Raw genomic sequence first — 20,599 nt, 5'->3', positions numbered from 1 at the left:
TCGAAGGAGGCGGGATCGGTCGGGGCGATGTCAGTGGACGGGACCAAGGATGTCTTCCATTTCGTCGGGCCGCGGGCGCGCGCGCGTCATCGCGAGCAGGGCGCCGAGGCCGAGGCAGGCGGCGATCAGCGAGGAACCGCCATAGGAGATGAGCGGCAGCGTCATGCCCTTCGCGGGCAGGAGCCGGACGGCGACGCCCATGTTGATCATCGCCTGCATTCCGAACTGGCAGGCGAGGCCGGTCCCGGCGAGACGGATGAACGGGTCGCGCTCGCCGACGAGGCGCATCAGCGACCGCGCGACCACGGTCGCGTAGAGCGCCATGATGACGACGCAGAGGATGAGCCCGTATTCCTCCGCCGCGACCGCGATGATGAAGTCGGTATGCGCGTCGGGCAGCGTCCACTTGACCGAGCCGTTGCCGACGCCGACGCCGAAGATCCCGCCCTCCTGGATCGCGCTGGTCGCATAGCCGATCTGGGTCAGCGGATCGATCTCCTCCGAGAGGAAGCCGTTGATGCGCCGCGCCACGTGCTCGGAATGGTGGTAGGCGAACCAGCCGACCCCGATCACGCCCGCGCCGATCCCCGAGAGCAGCCCGACCGGGGCGCCGGCCGCGAAATACATGAGCGCCCAGGAGGCGATGATGAGCCCCGCCTGGCCGAAATCGGGCTGGAGCGCCAGCATCGCCGTCAGCGTCACCGCGATGGCGAAGCTCAGCCCCTTGCCCGGCGGACCCTTCAGGTCGTAGCTCGCGGCCATGAGCCAGGCCGCGCAGATCGCGAAGGAGGGTTTCAGGAATTCCGCGGGCTGGACCGAGATGACCCGGAGCGAATACCAGCGGATCGCGCCCTTGCCGAAATCGGTGCCGAGGAAGGGCAGCAGGGCCAGCGCGACGAAGGAAATCAGGAAGGCGACGACCCCCCAGCGCCGCAGGCGCAGCGGCGAGGCCATCGACACGGTGACGAGCGTCAGCAGCGCCACGATCCCGAAGCCGAGCTGGCGCCAGAAGTAGTAGAACGGGTCGAGCCCGTTGCGGACCGCGAGCGGCGGCGAGGCCGCGAGGCAGAGCAGCAGCCCGATCAGGAAGAGCGCGATGATCGCGGCGAGCGACCAGCGATCGACGGTGCGCCACCATTCGGGAATGATCGCTTCCCCCGGCTTCGCCGGAGTCGCGCCGAAGACCATGTCGGTCATGGGGAACCGCCCTCGTTCCTGATGCCTGTTTCACTGCCGGTTCCACCCGGGTTGCTCCCGGCGCGGACTGTTTGGGGGCAGTCTAGCGGCGAATTGGCGAACGCGCCAGCATTTCAACCGGCGCTTGTCCGCGGGGCCGGCGGGGTCCGGACCGGCCGCGCCCTCTTGACTCGCCGGGGCGATAGGCGTGCCCTCTTCAGCCCATGCCGCTCCGGTTCACATTGCGCCAGCTCGAATACCTGCTCGCCGTCGGGGAGGCCGGCGGCGTGACCCAGGCGGCCGAGCGTGTCAATGTCTCGGCGCCCTCGATCTCGACCGCGATCGCGCAGGTCGAGGCGGAGTTCGGCCTGCCGCTCTTCATCCGCAAGCACGCGCACGGGCTGACGCCGACCGGCGCCGGCCGCGCCTTCCTCGCCCAGGCGCGCCGGGTGATCACGGCGGCGGAGGAGCTTCACGCGATGGCCAACGACCTGTCGGACACGGTGCGCGGCCCGCTCGCGGTCGGCTGCCTCGTCACCTTCGCGCAGCTCGTCCTGCCCGAGTTGCGCCGGCGCTTCGAGGACCGCTACGCGGGCGTCGCGGTGCGCCAGCACGAGCTCAACCACGCCGAGATCATCGAAAGGCTGCGCGTCGCGAATCTCGACATCGGGCTCACCTACGATCTCGGCGTGCCGGGGGACATCGTCTTCGAGCCGCTCGCCGAGCTGCCGCCCTTCGTGATGCTCTCCCCCGACGATCCGCTCGCCCGCGCCGAGGCGCTCCGGCCGGAGGATCTGGTGGACCATGGCATGGTCCTGCTCGACCTGCCGCACAGCGGCGACTATTTCCTGTCGATCTTCGGCCGGTTCGGCCTGCGCCCCCGGATCGCGGAGCGCACGCGCGACATGTCGGTGGCGCGGGCCATGGTCGCGAACGGCTTCGGCTACACGGTGGTGACCGCCCGGGCGCGCCACGACCTGGCGCCCGACGGCAAGCCGCTCGCCTTCGTGCCGCTCGCGGGGCTCGCGCCGCTCAGCCTCGGGATCGCGCTGTCGCGGGCGGCGCACCGGACCGCGACGGTCGAAGCCTTTCTCGAGCATTGCCGCGCCCTCGTCCGCGCCGAGGGCGTGCCGGGCCTGTGGCACGACCGCGGAAACCCTCCGTAGGGCGGACATCCGTCCGCCTTATCCTTCGCGCGGTGGGGGGAGGCGCCGGCGGGCGGGATCGTGGCGGACAGATGTCCGCCCTACGCCGCGAGGCGCTCGACGAGCGCGGCCAGCATCGCGTCGCAGCGCGCCATCTGCTCCTCGGTCACGAATTCGTCGGGCTTGTGCCCCTGCGCCATCGAGCCCGGGCCGCACACCACCGTCGGCAGGCCGAGCTTCTCGGTGAAGAGCCCGCCCTCGGTGCCGAAGGCGACCTTGATCGTTCCGTTCGCCCCGGTCAGCGACTGGACGAAGCGGACGACCTCCGCCGTCTTCGGCGTGTCGAGCCCGGGATAGGTGTTGAAGACCTCGATCTCGATCCCGGCCTCGGGAAAGCGCGCCCGCGCCTCGGCCGTCAGCCGGTCGGCCGCGGCGCGGATCGGCGCCAGCACCTCGTCGGGACGGTCGGCGGCGAGGTTGCGCAGCTCGAAATCCATCACCGCGAGGTTCGGCACGATGTTGAGCGCGACGCCGCCGTTCAGCCGCCCGACATGGAGCGTGGAATAGGCGATGTCGTAATCGCCGTCCCGCGTTCCCTCCTCCGCCACCCGCGCCTGTTCGGCGCGGATCACCGACATCAGATCGGCGGCGAGATGGAGCGCGTTCAGCCCGGTCGGAGCGAGCGCCGAATGCGCCTCCACGCCCCGGCAGGTCGCGCGCAGCCCCGTCTTGCCCTTGTGGCCGGTCGCGACGCGAAGCTCGGTCGGCTCGCCCACGATGCACATCGCCGGCCGCGCCGGCCCCCGGGCGATCAGGTCGATCAGCGAATGCACGCCGAGGCAGCCGAGTTCCTCGTCGTAGGAGAGCGCGAGATGCAGCGGGGCGGCGAGCTCCATCTTCGCCGCGCGCAGCATCGCGGCGATCGAGGCCGCGACGAAGCCCTTCATGTCGGCGGTCCCGCGCCCGTAGAGCCGTCCCCCGTCCCGCGTCAGCGCGAAAGGGGGCCGGGTCCAGTGCTGGCCCTCGACCGGCACCACGTCGGTATGGCCCGAGAGCATCACCCCGCCCTCGAATCCGCCGACGCTCGCGAAGAGATTGGCCTTTGCGCCGTCGGCGTTCGGCACCAGGACCGGCTCGATCCCGCCGGCGCGCAGCAGATCGGCGACATACTCCATCAGCGGCGCGTTCGGATCGCGGCTCACGGTCGGAAAGGCGATCAGCCGTTCCAGGATCTCCAGCGTTTCCATCGCGCGCTCCTTCTCAAAGCCCTTCGATGCCGCGCCCGCCGCCCGGTGGTCAAGCCGGACCGGAGGCACAGGGCGCGCCCGTCTCAGCCGTTGCGCGCCGCGAGCGCGCCGGCGATCCGCGCCGCGAGCCGGGCGTTGTTCCGCGCGAGCGCGATATTGGCCTCGAGACTGCGCCCCCCGGTCAGTTCGAGGACGCGGGCGAGCAGATAGGGCGTGACCTCCTTGCGCGACACGCCCGCCGCCTCGGCATCGGCGAGCGCGGCGGCGACGCGGCCGTCGATCGCCAGCGGATCGAGCGCGTCGGCCTCGGGGATCGGATTTGCGACGAGGATGCCGCTCCCGAAGCCGAGCGCGCGATGCGTCGCGATCACCGCCGCGACCTCTTCCGGGCTCTCGCAGGAGAAATCGAGCCGTTCGCCGCTGTCGCGGCAGAAGAAGGCGGGGAAGGCATGGGTGCGATAGCCGAGCACCGGCACGCCCCGCGTTTCCAGCACCTCCAGCGTCTTCGGAATGTCGAGGATCGACTTCGCCCCGGCGCAGACCACGGTCACCGGGGTGGTCGCGAGTTCGGTCAGGTCGGCGGAGATGTCGAATGTCTCGGCCGCGCCGCGATGGACGCCGCCGATGCCGCCGGTCGCGAAGACCGGTATTCCCGCCATCGCCGCGATCGCCATGGTCGCCGCGACCGTGGTGCCCGCCGTCCCCCGCGCGGCGATCACCGGCGCGAGGTCGCGGCGCGTCGCCTTGAAGACGCCCTCGGCCCGGCCGAGTTCGTCGATCTCCTCCGCGCTCAGCCCCGCGCGCAACTCGCCGCCGATCACGGCGATCGTCGCGGGGATCGCCCCGGCCGCGCGCACCTCCGCCTCGACCGCCCGCGCCGTCTCCGCGTTGCGCGGATAGGGCATGCCATGCGTGATGATGGTCGATTCGAGCGCGACCACGGGCCGGCCGTCGGCCATCGCCTCGGCGACCTCCAGGCTCCGCTCGACCGGAATCCTTTCGGGCGGGTTCACCGCGCCCTTCCCCGACTCAGCCTCACCGCCTCTCCCTCCTTCGCGTCGTCACGCCTTTCTAGCGCAGGCGGGCCGGCGGGGCGCAAGGGCGCAAGCGAAAGGCGCCGGACGTTTCCGTCCGGCGCCCTCCTTTCGGATCAGACCCTGTTCCGATCAGGCGAGATCGAACCGGTCGGCGTTCATCACCTTGGTCCAGGCGGCGACGAAGTCCTTCACGAACCTCGGCTGCGCGTCGGCCTGCGCGTAGACCTCCGAGAGCGCGCGGAGCTGCGAGTTCGAGCCGAAGACGAGATCGACGCGGGTCGCGGTCCATTTCGGCTCGCCCGTCTTCCGGTCGCGGCCGGCGAAGACCTCCTCGTCCGCGTCGACCGGCGCCCACTTGGTGGCCATGTCGCAGAGGTTGACGAAGAAGTCGGTGGTCAGCGTCTCGGGCCGGTCGGTGAAGATCCCATGCGTCGCCCCGCCCGCGTTGGCGCCGAGCACGCGCAGGCCGCCGACCAGAACCGTCATCTCCGGCGCGGTCAGGCCGAGAAGCTGGGCCTTGTCGACCAGCAGTTCCTCGCCCGTCACGCTGTAGCGCTTCTTCTGGTAGTTGCGGAACCCGTCCGCGATCGGCTCCAGCACGGCGAAGGCCTCGACATCGGTCTGCTCCTGTGTCGCGTCGGTCCGGCCGGCCGCGAAGGGCACCTCGACCGGCGTGCCGGCCGCCTTGGCCGCCGCCTCGACGCCCGCGTTGCCGGCGAGCACGACGAGATCGGCGAGCGAGACCTTCTTCTCCCCGGCGGCGTCGAAATCGGCCTTGATGCCCTCGAGCACTGAGAGGACCTTCGCGAGCTTCTCGGGCTCGTTCGCCTCCCAGTCCTTCTGGGGGCTAAGGCGGATGCGCGCGCCATTGGCGCCGCCGCGCTTGTCCGAGCCGCGGAAGGTCGAGGCCGAGGCCCAGGCGGTGGAGACGAGTTCGCCGACCGAGAGGCCGGAGGCGAGGATCTTCTCCTTCAGCGCCGCCTGATCGGCCGCGTCGATCAGCGGGTGGTCGACGGCCGGAACCGGATCCTGCCAGAGCAGATCCTCCGCCGGCACTTCCGGGCCGAGGTAGCGCGACTTCGGCCCCATGTCGCGATGGGTGAGCTTGAACCAGGCGCGCGCGAAGGCATCCGCGAACTCGTCCGGGTTCTCGAAGAAGCGGCGCGCGATCGGCTCGTAGATCGGGTCGAAGCGGAGCGCGAGGTCGGAGGTCAGCATCGTCGGCGCGCGGCGCTTGGTCTTGTCGAACGGATCGGGGATGGTGCCCGCGCCCGCGCCGTTCTTCGGCGTCCACTGATGCGCGCCGGCCGGGCTCTTCGTCAGTTCCCAGTCGTAGCCGAACAGGTTCCAGAAGAAGTTGTTGCTCCACTTCGTCGGCGTCGAGGTCCAGATGACCTCGAGTCCGCTCGTGATCGTGTCGGGGCCGACGCCGGTGCCGTGCTTGCTCGTCCAGCCGAGCCCCATCTCCTCGAGCGGCGCCGCCTCCGGCTCCGGCCCGACCAGCGCGGCGTCGCCGGCGCCATGGGTCTTGCCGAAGGTGTGGCCGCCCGCGATCAGCGCGACGGTCTCCTCGTCGTTCATCGCCATCCGGGCGAAGGTCTCGCGGATGTCCTTCGCCGAGGCCAGCGGATCGGGATTGCCGTCCGGCCCCTCGGGGTTGACGTAGATGAGGCCCATCTGCACCGCGGCGAGCGGGTTCTCGAGGTCGCGCTCACCCGAGTAGCGGGTGCCGCGGCTGCCGCTCGGGGCGAGCCATTCGTCCTCGGCGCCCCAGTAGATGTCCTCCTCCGGCTCCCAGGTGTCGACGCGGCCGCCGGCGAAGCCGAAGGTCTTGAAGCCCATCGATTCGAGCGCGACATTGCCCGCGAGCACGATGAGATCGGCCCAGGAGATCCTGTCGCCGTACTTCTGCTTGATCGGCCAGATCAGGCGCCGGGCCTTGTCGAGGCTCACGTTGTCGGGCCAGGAGTTGAGCGGCGCGAAACGCTGCTGCCCGCCGCCCGCGCCGCCCCGGCCGTCCCCGGTGCGATAGGTGCCGGCCGAGTGCCAGGCCATGCGGATGAAGAGCCCGCCGTAATGGCCGAAATCCGCCGGCCACCACTCCTGGCTGTCGGTCATCAGCGCGGTGAGATCGGCCTTCAGCGCCTCGTAATCGAGCTTCGCGAATTCGGCGGCGTAGTCGAAATCCTTGCCCATCGGATTGGACAGCGCGAGGCTCGAAGCCGAATTCTGGTGCAGGATCCTCAGGTTGAGCTGGTTCGGCCACCAGTCGCGGTTCCCCCGCATGGCCGAATTCGAGGCGATGCTCGGACCGTGTCCCATCGGGCAACCGCCGCCCTTCTCGTCAACGACCGCGTCCATATCCGCTCCCCTTCATGGCATGATGTCGTGCAATGGCTGCGGCGTTGATACGCCCTCGGCGCCATAGTTGGAAGTTGTATTTCCTTCACGTTCCGATAAGAGAAAATTATGGAAATCACGCTGCGCCAGCTCCGTTACATGGTCGCCCTCGCCGAGGAAGGCGGGTTCGGCCGCGCCGCCGCCTCGGTCAACGTCAGCCAGCCCGCGCTCTCCGTGCAGATCCGCGAGCTCGAGACGTCGCTCGGGGTCGAGCTCTTCGAACGGCGCCCGCGCGAGGTGGTGCCGACGCCCGCGGGGCGCGAGGCGCTGATCCATGCCCGCCGCGTCATGGAGGAACTCGGCGAGTTGCGGCGCATCTCGCGCTGGCGGGGCGGGCTCGGCGGGCGGCTCCGGCTCGGGATCATCCCGACGGTCGCGCCCTACCTGCTGCCCGCCGCGCTGCCGCTCCTGCGCGGGCGCGACCTCGCGCTCGATCTCGGCGTGCGCGAGGGTCAGACCCAGGCACTGCTCGACGAATTGCGCGGCGGCGCGCTCGACGCGGCGATCGTGGCGCTGCCGATCGGGGCGCGCGACCTGATCGAGGAGCCGCTCTTCGAGGACCGCTTCCTGCTCGGCGGGTCGGAGACGCAGATCGCCGCGCTCGGCGCCCGGCCGGTCAGCCCGGCGGAGATGCGCCCCGACCGGCTGCTGCTGCTCGAGGACGGGCATTGCCTCACCGACCAGGCGCTCGCCGCCTGCGCGCTGGCGCGCGATTCCGGGCGGCTCGACCTGCGCGCCTCGAGCCTCTCGACGCTCTGCCGGCTGGTCGAGGAGGGATTCGGCCTGACGCTGATCCCCGAACTCGCGCTCCGCGTCGAGCGGGCGGCGGCGCCGGGGCTGGCGCTGCGCCGCTTCTCGGCGCCGGAGCCCAGGCGCGCCATCGGCCTGGTTCGCCGCGCCCGCTCGGCCGACGACGGCTGGTTCAGCGAACTCGCGCAACTCCTCTCCGACGCCGGCCGGGCGGAGATCGCCCATGCCGAGGCGCTGTCGCCGCCGCGCATCGCGGCGTGATCACAAACCGTTTCCCCCCTGACATTCCCCCCGATACCGCCTATGTTGAGGCCGCGCCGCGCCAGGGTCGCGGCCTGTCCCGGGGGAAGAGAATGAGCCGCGACATCAAGGACCGCGCGCAGAGGCATCCGGAAAAGGCGCATCGCGCCGACGCGCCGCTCCTGCGCAAGCCGGACTGGATCCGCGTGAAGGCGCCGACCTCGGAAGGCTACCGCCGGACCCGCGACATCATGCGCGAGAACCGCCTCGTCACCGTCTGCGAGGAGGCGGGCTGCCCGAACGTGGGCGAATGCTGGTCGCAGGGCCACGCCACGATGATGATCATGGGCGAGATCTGCACCCGGGGCTGCACCTTCTGCAACGTCGCCACCGGCAGGCCCGACGCGCTCGACGTGTTCGAACCGGGCCGCGTCGCGGTCGCGGTCGAAAAGCTCGGCCTCAACCACGTCGTCATCACCTCGGTGGACCGCGACGACCTCGCGGATGGCGGGGCCGAGCATATCGCGCAGACGATCCGCGCGGTGCGGCGCAAGGCGCCCGGGACGACGATCGAGGTGCTGACGCCCGATTTCCTCAAATGCGGCCCCGACGCGCTGGAAGTGGTGGTCGCGGCGAAACCCGACGTGTTCAACCACAACCTCGAGACCGTCCCCGGCCTCTATCCCGAGGTCCGGCCCGGCGCGCGCTACTTCCACTCGCTGCGGCTCCTGCAGCGGGTGAAGGAGCTCGATCCGAGCATGTTCACCAAGTCCGGCATCATGGTCGGCCTCGGCGAGGACCGGCAGTCGGTGATCCAGGTGATGGACGACATGCGCGCCGCGGACGTCGATTTCCTGACCATCGGCCAGTATCTCCAGCCGACGCCGAAGCACCACGCGGTGAACCGCTTCGTGACGCCGGAGGAATTCGCAAGCTATGAGAAGGCGGCCTTCGGCAAGGGCTTCCTCATGGTCTCCGCGACGCCGCTGACGCGCTCCAGCTACCACGCCGGCGACGATTTCGCCCGGCTGAGAGCGGCGCGTCTGGCAAAGCTCGGCGAAGCGTAGGGCGGACATCTGTCCGCCACCCCTTTCACACCGCGCGCCCCCTCGCGATTGACCCGGGCGGCTTTCGCCGCTACGACCACCCCCACGGTCCCGTAGCTCAGCGGATAGAGCAACCGCCTCCTAAGCGGTAGGTCGGTGGTTCAAGTCCACCCGGGATCGCCATGCCCCGGCGCCCGTAGGGCGGACATCTGTCCGCCGTCCGGAGCCGAACGGCCGCCCGCGGGAGGGGGCGGCGGACAAATGCCCGCCCTACGCTTGCTACGCTTGCCAGCAGTCTTCAGGCGGTTCCTTGCAGAGCTATTGCATCAATCTCTATAGTGGACGTTTTTCTTCCAGCCCATAGTGGGCTAGAAAAAGCAAAAAATATTTTCCCATATTTGTTATAAATATCATGTCACCCTCTTGAATAATAAGATTATTAACAAATAAAAATCTCAAATACTTATGCAAGTTCCACTCTAAAAAAGCCGGATTTTCTAACTTTAATTTTGAAAATGCCTCCTCCGCCTCAGCCCAAGAAACGGGACCCCCTCGCTGATTCGCCAGTTGCAGCGCCTCGATCTGACTCCCAAAGATATTGATATACACAAACGCACAATGTTTCTCGGCTCGCTCGACAGCAGCAGCCCGTATAAGAAAATCTGACCTTTCTCCCTGATCAATTTGCTCCAGTCTTTCTTTAATAAATTCTTCCATCTCAATTATTGCCGGATGCGCTAGAGTCAGAGGGGAACGCGCAGATTCGATAATATCTTCACTGCTTTTATCAGAAATACTCGCTTGCTTTGTGTCGATATCCAACTCTATCGAGGATGGCCCAATGCGTCGGACTCTAGGGAATAGCGCCTTGATCTCCGATCGATAAATTCTGGCAATAAGATATGCCGCTGTTGGCCACGCCAGTACTCGCAACGCTTCAATGGCTATCGCCAAATACGGCAATCCTGTCTCAGGGCGGTAAGCGAAATCTATCAAATCTCCAACGCCCCCTCAAATTCCCGCCACTCCCCCTTGCTCATCCCGCTGGTCTCCTGCGTGACCACCTCCCCCGCCAGCATCCGGCGCAGGCACCCCATCCCCTTCGCCGAGAACTGCACGGCGCCGAGCCGGTAATCCTCGAACGCCGCGTAGGCCGCCGGCACCCAGTCCTTGACGATCTCGCACAGCGCCTCCGCGTAGACGCGGATCTCGTATTGCGCGTGGGGGTCGGCGCGCAGGCGCAGGAAGTGGAAGAGGTTGTGCAGGTCCACCTTCCAGTACCATTGCGTGTAGATGTTCGCCGGCAGGTTCATCCGCGCCAGTTCCCGCGCCAGCCCGGCCTGGGGTGTTCCATCGGCCTGGGCCTGGCTCAGCATCGCCTCGTAATGGTCGTAGGCCCGCCCGGCGTCGGCGCGCAGCCAGTCGAGCACGCGCGCCGCCTCATCGCCTTCCAGCACCGCACCCCGGCCCTGGTTGTTCACCGTCGACTGGGCCGCGAGGTGTTCCGGCGCGGGAATGTAGAATTCGCGGTCGAGGATCGAATAGCGCGCGCTATACTCGTTCACATTGGCGGTGCGGTGCCGGATCCACTGGCGCGCGACGAAGACGGGGAGCTTCACGTGCAGCTTGATCTCGCACATCTCGAAGGGGGTCGAATGCCAGTGCCGCATCAGGTAGCGGATCAGCCCCTCGTCGTTCGAGACCGACTTCGTGCCCCGGCCGTAGCTGACCCGCGCCGCCTGGGTGATCGCCGAATCGTCGCCCATGTAGTCGATGACCCGGATCAGCCCGTGGTCGAGCACCTCGACCGGCCTGTAGAGCCAGCGCTCCATCCCCTCGGAGACCGCGCGCAGCGTGGGCCGGGGTTCGGCGCGGGCGGCCTCGATCTCGGCCTTTTGTTCCTCGGTCAGTGGCATATGCTCATTCCTCGCAGGCACTCGCGGGGAGTCGGGCGCCAGCTAAATCTAGCGTTTCACACGACGGAAGCCCCAATATGAAGATTACATACCTCCACACCATGGTCCGCGTAAAGGACATCGAGGCGTCGAAGCGCTTCTATTGCGACCTGCTCGGGCTCGAGGAGACGCGGCGGGTCGAGAACGAGAAGGGCCGCTTCACCCTGGTCTTTCTCTCGCCCCCCGGCCAGGAGAACGCGGCGGTCGAGCTCACCCACAACTGGGACCAGAGCGAGGGCTATGGCGAGGGGCGCAACTTCGGCCATCTCGCCTACGCGGTCGAGGACATCTACGCGCTCTGCGACAAGCTCATGAAGGGCGGCGTCACGATCAACCGGCCGCCGCGCGACGGGCACATGGCCTTCGTGCGCTCGCCCGACGGGATCTCGGTCGAGCTCATCCAGTCCGGCCCGGCGAAGGAACCGGCGGAGCCTTGGGCGAGCATGGAGAACACCGGCACGTGGTAAGGCTCGCCCTCGCCCTCGCGCTCGGCCTGCCCGGGGCGGCCACCGCCGAACAGTGCCGGATCGCGCTGGCGCTCGGCCTCGACGTCTCCTCCTCGGTCGACGGGCGGGAATACGCGTTGCAGACGCGGGGGCTGGCCGCCGCCCTCGCCTCCGATTCGGTGCGCGAGGCGTTTCTCGCGGTGCCGGGCGAGGTCGTCGCGCTCAACATCTACGAATGGAGCGGGCGGCGGCAGCAGCAGACGCGGCAGGAGTGGGTCATCATCCGCTCCGCCGCCGATCTCGACGCGGTGGCGGGGCGGCTCGCGGAGATGGGGCGGAGCTTCGAGCAGTATCCGACCGCGCTCGGCCACGCGGTGCTCTACGGCGCCGAGACCCTCGCGGCGGCGCCGCCCTGCGCGGAGCTGAAGCTCGACATCTCCGGCGACGGGACCAACAACGACGGCATCCCGCCGCCGCTCGCCGCGCCCGACGCGCCGATCGTGATCAACGGGCTCGTGGTCGGCGACGAGGGCGAGACGCTCGCGCGCTACTATGCGAATTTCGTGATCCGGGGGCCCGGCGCCTTCGTCGAGCAGGCGAGCGACTACCAGGATTTCGAGGTGGCGATGAAGCGCAAGCTGGAGCGCGAACTGCGCCCGGCCGCGGTCAGCCTGCTCGGCGCGCCGCCCGCGCCGAGGCTGTGATCGCCCGCGCTCACGCCCCCTCGGGCATCAGGATCGCGTAGATCTTGGTGACCCGCCCGATCGATTCCCAGGTGCCGCGGAAGCCCGCGGCGACGACGAAGGCCTCGCCGGGGCCGTATTCGACCGTGCCCGTCGCGTCGGTCAGCCGCACCCGCCCCTCGAGCAGGACGCAGAGCTCGCTCTCGGCATAGTCGACGGAGAGCGTGCCGGGCTCCGCCTGCCAGTGACCCGCGTGGTAGCGGCCGGAGGGATCGCTGAAGGCGTTCCAGAGGCGCGCGACGCCCGAGCCCGCGACGACGCGGGAAAGGGCCGCGTCGGCGGGCTCCGCCCTGTCGCTCATGTCGACGGTCACGACGTGGTCTGGCTTTGGCACGGATGACCCCCGATGATCTTCCCCGGCCGAGGCGCCGGAACGGCGCGAGGTTACCGCCTCCCCCGCCCCCCGCCCAGCCAGGATTTCGCCACCTCCCCCCGGCGATGCGATTGCCCCTTCAAAACGGCGGGCGGCGGACCTATATTCCCTCCTGTCCGGGCAACCGGACTATGGTGATAAACGCGCACGTAATAAGCGGATCGGACCCGGGGGCGGTACCCGGCGGCTCCACCAGACACCCTCGTTGGGGGCGGACGGGGCCGAAACAGGATCGACGGACGTCCAAAGGTGTTAGCTTTCACTCGGCTGGATGCCACCGTTACCGGCTCAAGAGCAATAGTTGCCAACGACAACCACGCTCCGGTCGCGCTCGCCGCGTAAGCGGTTCGCAAGACCAAATCTAAGCCCCGGGCTCTAGCAGGTCCGGGCGGGGTTCGCAGGCACCTGGCAACAGAAGCCTGCACTTTCCTCCCGACTCCCCCCGAATCCCGATGACCGCGGCCGCTTCCCGCGGATGCCCGCGCGCCGGGCCAGAGCGGCCATTTCCCGCTTTCCTGCCCGCGAAAAAGCGTTAGGGTGACCCCGAATACCAGGGAGCGCCGCATGGCAAAGGGGATCGACTACCGGCAACTCATGTACAAGGCGATGCGCCAGCTGATGGCGGACGCCCTGGCACAGGTTGCGCGGGAGGGCCTTCCGGGCAAGCATCATTTCATGATCAGCTTCGACACCACCCATCCGGGCGTCGACATGGCCGACTTCCTGCGCCAGCGCTATCCGACCGAGATGACGATCGTGCTCCAGGAGTGGTTCGCCGATCTCGCGGTGATGAAGGACCGGTTCACGGTGACGCTCAACTTCGGCAATGTGCCGGAGCCGATCGTCGTGCCCTTCGAGGCGGTCAAGACCTTCGTCGATCCGAGCGTCGAGTTCGGCCTGCGGTTCGAGGCGCACGAGGTCGACCCGGCGGAGGACGAGGCGGGCTCGTCCGAGGACAGGGACGGATCCGACGGGGACGAGCCGCCCGAGCCGCCCGCCGCCCCCCCCGCCGGCGACGCCGAGGTGGTGAGTCTCGCCAAGTTCCGCGGCAAGCATTGAGGGACGACACCGGCGCGCGGCGCGCGCGGGCGATGCGGCTGACCCCGGAGATGGTCCGGCGCGCCCATCGCGAGGAGCCGGACCCGGGGCCGGGTCCGGGATTCACCCCGGCGACCGAGGCCGAATCCGCCGCGCTGGTCGAGGCGCTGCTGGCGCGGCCCGAGGCGCCGGGGCCGGGTGAGCCGCTCTACGTCTTCGCCTATGGCTCGCTGATCTGGAAACCGGAATTCGAGGTGACCGAGAGCCTGCGCGGCACGCTGCGCGGGTGGCACCGCTCCTTCTGCATCAGCCTGACGCGCTGGCGCGGATCGCCGGCCTGCCCGGGGCTGATGCTGGCGCTCGAACGTGGGGGCACCTGCGTGGGCCTGCTGCTCCGGTTGCCGGCGGAGGGCCGGACGGAGGCGCTGGTGAAGCTCGTCCGGCGCGAGATCCCGCATCGCGAGGGCGCCGACATGGCGCGCTGGTCGCAGATCGATACCGCGCGGGGCCGGCTGCCGGCACTGGTATTCTGGGCCGGTCCGAAGGGGCCGAACATCGAGCACCGGCTGCCGCTCGGAACCGTCGCGCATCGGCTCGCCCATGCCTGCGGGCATGGCGGATCGGGGGCGGAATATCTCTACAACACCGTGGAGCATCTCGAGGCCGCGGGCATCCATGACCGCAACCTCTGGCGCCTGCAGGATCTCGTCGCCGAGGAGATCGGCGCCTGGCCGCTGCCGAGGGCCTGACGGGCGCGCGCGCGCCCCGGACCTCGCCTCAGTACTGGCCGGTCTCGAGCAGGTCGCTGCCGTCGAAGAGCTTGTCGAGCCCCTCGATCATGTCCTCCGCCACCTGCGGATGCGAGAGCAGGTAGCCCGCCGTCGGGCGATCCCGCCGCTCGGCCGCCAGCGCCACCGCCTCCTGCCACTCGTCCGGCTCGAAATCGCCGCGGCCGACCCACATCAGCGCGACGAGCTCGGCCTGCTGATCGGGTTCGAGATCCTCGATCTGCGCCACGATCTCGTCGCGGGTCAGGTTGTCCGGACTGTCCTGCAGCACGGCGGCGGCCTCGTCGTCGGACGGGTTGGAGCCGGAATCCGGCGAGACCATCTCCTCCTGCGCCATCAACGCGCCGAGCTTCAGGATCAGGCTGCGCAGGAATTCGGGGTTGAGCGAGATCTCTTCTTCCACGGCGAACCGGCCCTTTCTCATCTTCACGCGGAACATAGCGCCGGATCGCCGCCTCCGCCAGCCGTCGGCGAGGTCCGGCCGAACCGGGAGGCGGCGGGAGCGCGGGGAGCGCGCGCCGAATCCGGTTGGAGGCCGCGCCATGCGACGGTATACCGCGCGCGACCCTACACGGAAACGAGGAGACGCCGATGACCGCGACGCGCACCGAGACCGACAGTTTCGGACCGCTGGAAGTCGCCAGCGACCGCTACTGGGGCGCCCAGACCCAGCGGTCGATCATGAATTTCCCGATCGGCTGGGAGAAGCAGCCCGTCGCCATCGTCCGGGCGCTCGGCGTCATCAAGCAGGCGGCGGCCGAGGTCAACATGGCCCAGGGCAAGCTCGCCCCCGAGCTCGGCAAGGCGATCGTCGAGGCGGCCTCCGAGGTCGTGGCCGGCGGGTTCGACGATCACTTCCCCCTCGTCGTCTGGCAGACCGGCTCGGGCACGCAGTCGAACATGAATGCGAACGAGGTGATCTCGAATCGCGCGATCGAGATCATGGGCGGCGAGATCGGCTCGAAGAAGCCGGTGCATCCGAACGACCATGTCAACATGTCGCAATCCTCGAACGACACCTTCCCGACCGCGATGCACGTCGCCGTGGCGATGACCGCGCGCGACGTGACGCTGCCCGGCCTGCAGAAGCTGCACGCGGCGCTCTCCGAGAAGGCCGAGGCGTTCCGGGACATCATCAAGATCGGCCGCACGCATACCCAGGACGCGACGCCGCTCACCCTCGGCCAGGAATTCGGCGGCTACGCCTTCCAGGTGGAACAGGGGATCAAGCGCGTCACCCAGGCGCTGCACAACATCTATCCGCTCGCCCAGGGCGGCACGGCGGTCGGCACCGGGCTCAACACGAAGGCCGGCTTCGCCGAGGGCGTGGCCGCGAAGATCGCCGAGATCACCGGCCTGCCCTTCGTGACCGCGCCGAACAAGTTCGAGGCGCTCGCCGCCCATGACGCGATGGTGGAGATGTCGGGCGCGCTCAAGACCGTCGCCGCCTCGCTCTTCAAGATCGCGAACGACATCCGCCTGCTCGGCTCCGGCCCGCGCTGCGGCCTCGGCGAGCTGATCCTGCCGGAGAACGAGCCCGGCTCCTCGATCATGCCCGGCAAGGTCAACCCGACCCAGGCCGAGGCGCTGACCATGGTCTGCGCCCATGTGATGGGCAACGACGCGGCCGTCGGCTTCGCCGGATCGCAGGGCCATTTCGAGCTCAACGTCTACAAGCCGATGATCTCCTACAACGTGCTCCAGTCGATGCAGCTTCTCGGCGACTCGGCCTCCGCCTTCACCGACAACTGCGTCGCGGGGATCGAGGCGGACGAGGAGCGGATCTCGCGGCTGATGTGGGAGAGCCTGATGCTCGTCACCGCGCTCGCGCCCACGATCGGCTACGACAATGCGACCAAGGTCGCAAAGACGGCGCACAAGAACCGCACCACCCTGAAGGAGGAGGCCATCAATCTCGGCTTCGTCGATGCCGAGACCTTTGACAGGGTGGTACAGCCGAAGGATATGCTTGGCCCCAAGGACTGAGCAGGATCCTCGGGGGGAGATGCGATGGACTGGCGTGGACGGCGTGAAAGCTCGAACATCGAAGACCGTCGCGGGATGGGCATGGGCGGGATGGGCGGCAGGCCCATCCGGCTCGGCGGGATCGGCCTCGTCGTCGTGCTCCTCCTCGGCGCCTTCTTCGGCGTCGATCTCTCGGGGATGGTCGGGCCGGGCGACACCTCCCGCCAGGCCTCGACGACCTCCGCCCCGGGCGACCCCCAGGCGGAGGAATACAAGGCCTTCGTCTCCGTCGTGCTCGCCGAGACCGAGGACGTCTGGGGCGCGATCTTCAAGGCCTCGAACCTGACCTACGAGGATCCGACGCTGGTGCTCTTTTCCGGCGTCACCCGCTCCGCCTGCGGCGCGGCGCAATCGGCGATGGGGCCGTTCTACTGCCCGGTCGATCACAAGGTCTATCTCGACACCGATTTCTTCGACGTGATGCGGCGCCAGCTCGGCAGCCAGGGCGAATTCGCCCGCGCCTATGTCGTCGCGCACGAGGTCGGGCATCACGTGCAGAACCAGCTCGGCGTGCTCGGACAGGTGAACGAGATGCGCGCCCGCGTCTCGGAGGCGCGGTCGAACGCGCTTTCCGTCCGGGTCGAGCTGCAGGCGGACTGCTATGCCGGGGTCTGGGCCAACGCGGCGCGGGACCGGCTCAGCGTCACGGACGACGACATCCGCTCCGCGCTCGACACCGCGGCGCGGATCGGCGACGACGCGCTGCAGAAGGCGGCGCAGGGCTACGCCGTGCCGGACAGCTTCACGCACGGCACCTCGGAACAGCGGCAGAACTGGTTCTATCGCGGCTTCCGGAGCGGCGACCCCGATCAGTGCGACACGTTCAACGCCAACAGCCTGTGAGGCGCCGATGACCGAGATCGTGAACCTCCGCCAGGCCCGCAAGCAGGCGCGCCGCGAGGCCGAGCGCCAGGCGGCCGACGAGAACGCCGCGCGTCACGGGCTGACGAAGGGCGAACGCCGCCGGCAGGAGATGGAGCGCGCGCGCGGCCTCGCCCATCTCGACCGCCACCGCCGCGAGACCGAGGACTGAGTCACGCGCCACGGGCCGGCCGCCCGGGCGCCGAGTCGCGAGGATTTCCCTTGGCCCGTCCGGTCAAGCACTCCCTGACCCTGAGCGGCCACCGGACCTCGGTCAGCCTCGAGGCCGAGTTCTGGCGCGCCTTCCGCGAGATCGCCCGGATCGAGGGCCGGGCGCTGAACGCGCTCGCCGCCGAGATCGACGCCGCCCGCGAACCGGGCACCGGCCTCGCCTCGGCGATCCGCCTGCACGTCCTGGCCTGGTATCGCGACCGCGCGGAGCCGCCCGCGGCCTGAGCGGGGTGGCTCAGTCGGCCTCCTCCGCCGCGAGCGGGCGCTTGCGGCCCGTCAGCATCGCGGCGACGAGGTTCTCGCGGTGGCGCAGGCTCTCGAAGATCACGCCGCCGACATGGACGGCCACCAGCGCGAGGATCCCGTTGCCGAGCGTCCGGTGCGTCACGTCGAGCAGCGGCGAGCCGAACCAGGCGTCCGTCGTCTGCAGCCAGCCGGTGAGCCCGGTGGCGGCGATGGTGAGCAGCAGCGCGACGATCATCGCCCCGCCGGCCGGATTGTGCCCCAGCATCCGCCGGTTGCGCCCGCGCAGGAGATCCCCGAGATAGCCCCGCACCGCGCGGGGGCCGCGCACGAAGTCTGAGAACCGGGCATGGCCCGGCCCGACGAAGCCCCAGACGATGCGCGCCGCCACCAGCGCCGCGACGCAATAGCCGAGAAACTCGTGCGCGGCCTTCCATTCCCCGGCGAGAAGCCAGACGGTGGCGATGAGCGCGACGAGCAGCCAGTGGAAGACCCGGACGAAGGGGTCCCAGACCAGGACCCCCTCCGCCGCCACGGGGCGGTCAGTCATCCGAACCGACCATGGCGAAGGTCGCCGGATCGAAGAACAGTTCGACCCGCTTGCCCGCCTCGTCCTTGCCATAGACCTCGTAGCAGCCGTCCTCGGTCTTGACGTTGGCGATGGTCCAGCCCTTGGCGGTAAGCTCGGACTTCAGGTCCTCCACCGGGCGCCAGTTCTCCTTCGGCACGTCGCACCGCTCGCCCGCGAAGGCGGCCGAGGCGGAGAGGGCGAGGATCATCGGGATGAGGGCGAGACGCATGGGAAAACTCCGGATTGATGCATTCTGCGTGCCTCTTCCTCGCCGGCCGTTCTTGCGCTCCGCTTACAGGGCGAGGGGGCGCGTCATTTTTTCATGCGCCGCCCCCGCCCCCCTTCCGCCCCGGCCGGCCCGTGCCTAATCTCCCGCGCCATGCGGGTGCTCGTCGTCGAGGATACCCGGGATCTCGCGGACGCGCTGGTCCGCTATCTCCGGGCGGAGGGGCACGCCGTCGATCACGTATCGACGGCGGCCGAGGCCGATTCCGCGCTGCGGGTGTCGGATTACGGCGCGATCATCCTCGACCTCGGCCTGCCCGACGGATCGGGGCTCGACCTGCTGCGCGCGGAGCGGGCGCGGGGGAACCGGGCGCCGGTGCTGATCGCGACGGCGCGGGACGGGATCGCGGACCGGATCGCGGGGCTCGACGCGGGCGCCGACGACTACGTGCTGAAGCCCTTCGACCTCGGGGAGGTCGCCGCCCGGCTCCGCGCCCATGCGCGCCGCGCGACGAGCGACGGCGCGACCGATGTGACGGTCGGCCCCTACCGGGTGGATCTGGTCGCCGGGCGGGTGTTCGGCCCCGCGGGCGAGGTCCGGCTGACGTCGCGCGAATGGTCGGTGCTCGCGGTGCTCGTCTCCGCGCGGGGCCGGGTCCGCTCCCGCGCCGCGCTCGAGGAGGCGCTCTATTCCTTCGACGACGAGATCGCCGGCAACGCGGTCGAGGTCTATGTCTCGCGCCTGCGCGCCAAGCTCGGCCCCGGCATCATCGAGACCCGGCGCGGCCTCGGATATCTCGTGCCATGAGGATCGGAGGGCGCGGCGGCTGGTCGCTCGGCGGCCGCCTCGCGCGGCGCATCCTGATCGGCGCGGGGTTGGTCTGGACCATCGTCCTCGGCGTCGCCCTCGCCGTGATGTGGCACGAGATGGGCGAATTCGCCGACGACGCGCTCGGCCTCAAGGCGCGCGTCGCCCTCGCCGCGCTCGAACGGGGCATACCGCCCGAACCGGAGGATGACGAGACCCGCGCGCGGCTGGAGCGGCCCGGCGCCGCGGCGACGCCCGCGCCCTGGCCGCCGCTCGCCGCGGACGGCTTCGCCGAGGTCGGGGGCTGGGCCGTGGCGCGCAGGTCGGGTCCGGACGGATTCGCGGTCGAGATCGGCCAGACCCTCGGCGAGCGGCGCGACGACTTCCTCGAGGCCGCGCGCGTCTGGCTCCTGCTTACCGTCCCGCTCCTGCTCACGCTCGGTCCCCTCGTGGTGCTGACCGTGCGCGGGGCCATGGCGCCGGTGGTGGGCTTCGCCGCCGGGATGGAGCGCCGGCGCGCCTCCGATCTGTCGCCGACGCCGGAGGCCGGGCTGCCGGTGGAACTGCTGCCCATTCCGCGCGCGCTCAACCGCTACCTGTCGCGGATCGACGGGCTGCTCCGGTCCGAGCGCGCCTTCTCGGCGAATGCCGCGCACGAGATCCGGACCCCGCTCGCGGTCGTCGCGGCCGAGGCGCGGCTGATCGCGGATGGCCGCGCCGGGCCCGGGGCGGCCCCGGCGATTCTGGAGGCCGTCGACCGGCTCCGGGTCACGGTGGACCGGCTGCTCGAACTCGCCCGGGCCGAGACGCTGATCGGCCAGCCGGGCGAGGGCTGCGATCTGGCGCGGGTGCTGACGCTGCTGGTCCGGGAGGCGCCGGCGGGCCGCGTCCGGTTCGACGATGGCGATATCGAGACGCTCCCGATCGAGGCGGACGCCGAGGCGGCGGCGATCGTGCTCGGCAATCTCCTGCGCAACGCGGTCGAACACGGCGCGGGCGCGGTCCGCGTCGCGCTGCGGCCGGGGCCCCGGGTGGAGATCGCGAACGAGGTGGCGCCGGGCGCGCGCTTCCACGAGCCGCGCCGCGCCCTCGGCGCCGGGTCCTCCGGCAGCGGCCTCGGCCTCTCGATCGCCCGCGCCATCGCGGAGCGCTACGGCTGGCGCCTGGATCTGACGCTCGAGGACGGCCGCGCGGTGGCGACGCTCGATCTCGGGGCTCCGCCTTCCGCGCCCGCATGACCTCGCCCGCGGG

The 20,599-nt window shown here is 69.7% G+C and carries 23 protein-coding genes, 1 tRNA gene and 1 other RNA gene; 15 read left to right on the top strand and 10 right to left on the bottom strand.

Annotation, left to right across the window (positions count from 1 at the left end; translation table 11 throughout):
* Nucleotides 1–30: 30 nt before the first annotated feature.
* Nucleotides 31–1,197 carry a peptidoglycan glycosyltransferase FtsW gene (locus FJM51_RS12315; RefSeq protein ID WP_140454448.1) on the bottom strand — a complete coding sequence of 389 codons (1,167 nt, stop codon included), beginning with the start codon at nt 1,195–1,197 and terminating at the stop codon, nt 31–33.
* Between the two features lie 203 nt (nt 1,198–1,400).
* Here FJM51_RS12315 and FJM51_RS12310 point away from each other — a divergent pair, with 203 nt between their 5' ends.
* Nucleotides 1,401–2,342: a LysR family transcriptional regulator gene (locus FJM51_RS12310; RefSeq protein ID WP_140454447.1), complete on the top strand. Its 942-nt coding sequence runs from the start codon at nt 1,401–1,403 to the stop codon at nt 2,340–2,342.
* Between the two features lie 80 nt (nt 2,343–2,422).
* On the opposite strand, the gene argE is transcribed toward FJM51_RS12310, so the two are convergent.
* The 3 genes from argE to katG form a co-directional block, all read right to left on the bottom strand.
* Nucleotides 2,423–3,568 (bottom strand): acetylornithine deacetylase, encoded by a 1,146-nt coding sequence (argE, locus tag FJM51_RS12305; protein WP_140454446.1) that lies wholly within the window; start codon nt 3,566–3,568, stop codon nt 2,423–2,425.
* 83 nt (nt 3,569–3,651) lie between these two features.
* On the bottom strand, nt 3,652–4,581 hold the full coding sequence (locus FJM51_RS12300; RefSeq protein WP_267901411.1) for a pseudouridine-5'-phosphate glycosidase: 930 nt from the start codon (nt 4,579–4,581) through the stop codon (nt 3,652–3,654).
* A 153-nt stretch (nt 4,582–4,734) separates the two neighbouring features.
* Nucleotides 4,735–6,966 carry a catalase/peroxidase HPI gene (gene katG / locus FJM51_RS12295; RefSeq protein WP_140454445.1) on the bottom strand — a complete coding sequence of 744 codons (2,232 nt, stop codon included), beginning with the start codon at nt 6,964–6,966 and terminating at the stop codon, nt 4,735–4,737.
* Between the two features lie 108 nt (nt 6,967–7,074).
* On the opposite strand from katG, the gene FJM51_RS12290 reads away from it, so the two are divergent.
* The 3 genes from FJM51_RS12290 (at nt 7,075) to FJM51_RS12280 (ending at nt 9,224) form a co-directional block, all read left to right on the top strand.
* Nucleotides 7,075–8,016 (top strand): hydrogen peroxide-inducible genes activator, encoded by a 942-nt coding sequence (locus tag FJM51_RS12290; RefSeq protein ID WP_140454444.1) that lies wholly within the window; start codon nt 7,075–7,077, stop codon nt 8,014–8,016.
* Nucleotides 8,017–8,108: 92 nt separating this feature from the next.
* Complete coding sequence (gene lipA / locus FJM51_RS12285; RefSeq protein WP_140454443.1) at nt 8,109–9,062, top strand: lipoyl synthase; 954 nt, start codon at nt 8,109–8,111, stop codon at nt 9,060–9,062.
* A gap of 86 nt (nt 9,063–9,148) precedes the next feature.
* Nucleotides 9,149–9,224, top strand: a tRNA-Arg gene (locus tag FJM51_RS12280).
* Nucleotides 9,225–9,374: 150 nt separating this feature from the next.
* Here FJM51_RS12280 and FJM51_RS12275 read toward each other — a convergent pair.
* Nucleotides 9,375–9,995: a hypothetical protein gene (locus FJM51_RS12275; protein WP_140454442.1), complete on the bottom strand. Its 621-nt coding sequence runs from the start codon at nt 9,993–9,995 to the stop codon at nt 9,375–9,377.
* Nucleotides 9,996–10,033: 38 nt separating this feature from the next.
* Nucleotides 10,034–10,957, bottom strand: coding sequence for an FAD-dependent thymidylate synthase (gene thyX / locus FJM51_RS12270; protein ID WP_140454441.1), 924 nt, complete (start codon nt 10,955–10,957; stop codon nt 10,034–10,036).
* A 77-nt stretch (nt 10,958–11,034) separates the two neighbouring features.
* Here thyX and FJM51_RS12265 point away from each other — a divergent pair, with 77 nt between their 5' ends.
* Complete coding sequence (locus tag FJM51_RS12265; protein ID WP_140454440.1) at nt 11,035–11,463, top strand: VOC family protein; 429 nt, start codon at nt 11,035–11,037, stop codon at nt 11,461–11,463.
* The gene (locus FJM51_RS12260) at nt 11,457–12,146 is read left to right on the top strand and encodes a DUF1194 domain-containing protein (protein WP_233713098.1); all 690 of its coding nucleotides are present in this window, start codon (nt 11,457–11,459) and stop codon (nt 12,144–12,146) included. Before FJM51_RS12265 ends, FJM51_RS12260 begins: the two co-directional genes overlap by 7 nt.
* 10 nt (nt 12,147–12,156) lie before the next feature.
* Here FJM51_RS12260 and FJM51_RS12255 read toward each other — a convergent pair whose 3' ends face one another.
* Nucleotides 12,157–12,519, bottom strand: a complete 363-nt coding sequence (locus FJM51_RS12255; protein ID WP_140454438.1) for a cupin domain-containing protein — start codon at nt 12,517–12,519, stop codon at nt 12,157–12,159.
* 113 nt (nt 12,520–12,632) lie between these two features.
* Between FJM51_RS12255 and ssrA the strand changes: the two genes are divergently transcribed.
* From ssrA to FJM51_RS12240, 3 genes are all read left to right on the top strand, one after another.
* Nucleotides 12,633–12,984, top strand: a transfer-messenger RNA (tmRNA) gene (ssrA, locus tag FJM51_RS12250).
* A gap of 138 nt (nt 12,985–13,122) precedes the next feature.
* Entirely contained in the window at nt 13,123–13,617 is a 495-nt protein-coding gene (locus FJM51_RS12245; protein ID WP_140454437.1) for an SspB family protein, read from the top strand.
* Nucleotides 13,614–14,345 carry a gamma-glutamylcyclotransferase gene (locus FJM51_RS12240; protein ID WP_210240275.1) on the top strand — a complete coding sequence of 244 codons (732 nt, stop codon included), beginning with the start codon at nt 13,614–13,616 and terminating at the stop codon, nt 14,343–14,345. The genes FJM51_RS12245 and FJM51_RS12240 overlap by 4 nt, the downstream gene beginning before the upstream one ends.
* Before the next feature lie 28 nt (nt 14,346–14,373).
* Here the strand turns inward: FJM51_RS12240 and FJM51_RS12235 are convergent, their stop codons facing one another.
* Nucleotides 14,374–14,787 carry a DUF3775 domain-containing protein gene (locus tag FJM51_RS12235; protein WP_181164544.1) on the bottom strand — a complete coding sequence of 138 codons (414 nt, stop codon included), beginning with the start codon at nt 14,785–14,787 and terminating at the stop codon, nt 14,374–14,376.
* A gap of 188 nt (nt 14,788–14,975) precedes the next feature.
* On the opposite strand from FJM51_RS12235, the gene fumC reads away from it, so the two are divergent.
* Genes fumC through FJM51_RS12215 form a run of 4 tightly spaced genes read left to right on the top strand, consistent with a single transcriptional unit; the run spans nt 14,976 to nt 17,726 of the window.
* Nucleotides 14,976–16,370, top strand: coding sequence for a class II fumarate hydratase (gene fumC, locus FJM51_RS12230; RefSeq protein ID WP_140454435.1), 1,395 nt, complete (start codon nt 14,976–14,978; stop codon nt 16,368–16,370).
* Between the two features lie 24 nt (nt 16,371–16,394).
* Entirely contained in the window at nt 16,395–17,252 is an 858-nt protein-coding gene (gene ypfJ / locus FJM51_RS12225; protein ID WP_140454434.1) for a KPN_02809 family neutral zinc metallopeptidase, read from the top strand.
* Nucleotides 17,253–17,259: 7 nt separating this feature from the next.
* Nucleotides 17,260–17,442: a DUF4169 family protein gene (locus FJM51_RS12220; RefSeq protein WP_140454433.1), complete on the top strand. Its 183-nt coding sequence runs from the start codon at nt 17,260–17,262 to the stop codon at nt 17,440–17,442.
* Between the two features lie 50 nt (nt 17,443–17,492).
* Nucleotides 17,493–17,726, top strand: coding sequence for a ribbon-helix-helix domain-containing protein (locus FJM51_RS12215; protein WP_140454432.1), 234 nt, complete (start codon nt 17,493–17,495; stop codon nt 17,724–17,726).
* 10 nt (nt 17,727–17,736) lie between these two features.
* Here the strand turns inward: FJM51_RS12215 and FJM51_RS12210 are convergent, their stop codons facing one another.
* The gene (locus tag FJM51_RS12210; RefSeq protein ID WP_140454431.1) at nt 17,737–18,294 is read right to left on the bottom strand and encodes a cytochrome b/b6 domain-containing protein; all 558 of its coding nucleotides are present in this window, start codon (nt 18,292–18,294) and stop codon (nt 17,737–17,739) included.
* On the bottom strand, nt 18,287–18,544 hold the full coding sequence (locus FJM51_RS12205) for a PepSY domain-containing protein (RefSeq protein WP_140454430.1): 258 nt from the start codon (nt 18,542–18,544) through the stop codon (nt 18,287–18,289). Before FJM51_RS12205 ends, FJM51_RS12210 begins: the two co-directional genes overlap by 8 nt.
* Nucleotides 18,545–18,694: 150 nt before the next feature.
* Here FJM51_RS12205 and FJM51_RS12200 point away from each other — a divergent pair, with 150 nt between their 5' ends.
* Both FJM51_RS12200 and FJM51_RS12195 read left to right on the top strand, forming a co-directional pair.
* Complete coding sequence (locus FJM51_RS12200; RefSeq protein ID WP_140454429.1) at nt 18,695–19,348, top strand: response regulator; 654 nt, start codon at nt 18,695–18,697, stop codon at nt 19,346–19,348.
* Nucleotides 19,345–20,586, top strand: a complete 1,242-nt coding sequence (locus tag FJM51_RS12195; RefSeq protein ID WP_140454428.1) for a histidine kinase dimerization/phospho-acceptor domain-containing protein — start codon at nt 19,345–19,347, stop codon at nt 20,584–20,586. Before FJM51_RS12200 ends, FJM51_RS12195 begins: the two co-directional genes overlap by 4 nt.
* Nucleotides 20,587–20,599: the final 13 nt, after the last annotated feature.

It is taken from the genome of Amaricoccus solimangrovi, from assembly GCF_006385685.1.
In the GTDB taxonomy this organism is placed as follows: domain Bacteria; phylum Pseudomonadota; class Alphaproteobacteria; order Rhodobacterales; family Rhodobacteraceae; genus Amaricoccus; species Amaricoccus solimangrovi.
Note: the sequence above shows the minus strand (reverse complement) of the source record. Positions and strands in the feature narration are given on the sequence as shown.